This window comes from Actinophytocola xinjiangensis, from assembly GCF_001921215.1.
GTDB lineage: Bacteria > Actinomycetota > Actinomycetes > Mycobacteriales > Pseudonocardiaceae > Actinophytocola > Actinophytocola xinjiangensis.
Map to the genome: position 1 here is coordinate 1 of NZ_MSIF01000068.1, position 711 is coordinate 711.

A 711-nucleotide genomic window follows, 5' to 3' on the forward strand; every position below is an offset into this window, starting at 1 on the left:
CCGGACGTGCGGAGTGTGTTCGTGAACGTGTTCGGGGGGATCACGGCGTGTGACGCGGTCGCCAACGGCATCGTCCAGGCCTTCCAGTTGCTGGACAGCCGCGGCGACACCGTGAACAAGCCGATCGTGGTCCGGCTCGACGGGAACAACGCCGACGAGGGCCGCCGGATTCTGACCGAGGCCGCGCTGCCCGGACTGCAGCAGGTCGACACCATGGACAACGCGGCACGCAAGGCCGCCGAGCTTGCCGCACAGGGGGCATGAGATGGCGATCTTCCTCACCGAGGACAGCAGGATCATCGTTCAGGGCATGACCGGCGCGGAGGGCACCAAGCACACCCGCCGCATGCTGGCCTCCGGCGCGAACGTCGTCGGTGGCGTCACCCCGGGCAAGGGCGGCCAGAGCGCCGACTTCTCCGACGTCAAGGACGGCCTGACCCTGCCGGTGTTCAACTCCGTCGGCGAGGCCATGGAGGCCACCGGCGCCGACGTGACCGTCGTGTTCGTGCCGCCGAAGTTCGCCAAGGCCGCCGTGATCGAGGCGATCGACGCCGGGATCGGGCTCGCGGTGGTGATCACCGAGGGTATTCCGGTGCATGACACGGCCGTGTTCTGGGCGCACGCGTGCGCGACCGGGAACAAGACGCGGATCATCGGTCCGAACTGTCCTGGGGTGATTTCGCCGGGGAAGTCGAACGCGGGGATCATTCC

General features: G+C 68.2%; 1 protein-coding gene and 1 pseudogene. Both read left to right on the plus strand.

What is annotated here, in order from left to right:
• A pseudogene (locus BLA60_RS41845) lies at window positions 1-264 on the plus strand (ADP-forming succinate--CoA ligase subunit beta); the annotation flags it as partial.
• A gap of 1 nt (window position 265) precedes the next feature.
• Window positions 266-711: CoA-binding protein (locus BLA60_RS41850; protein ID WP_211289036.1), on the plus strand; the 446-nt coding region annotated here is incomplete at its 3' end.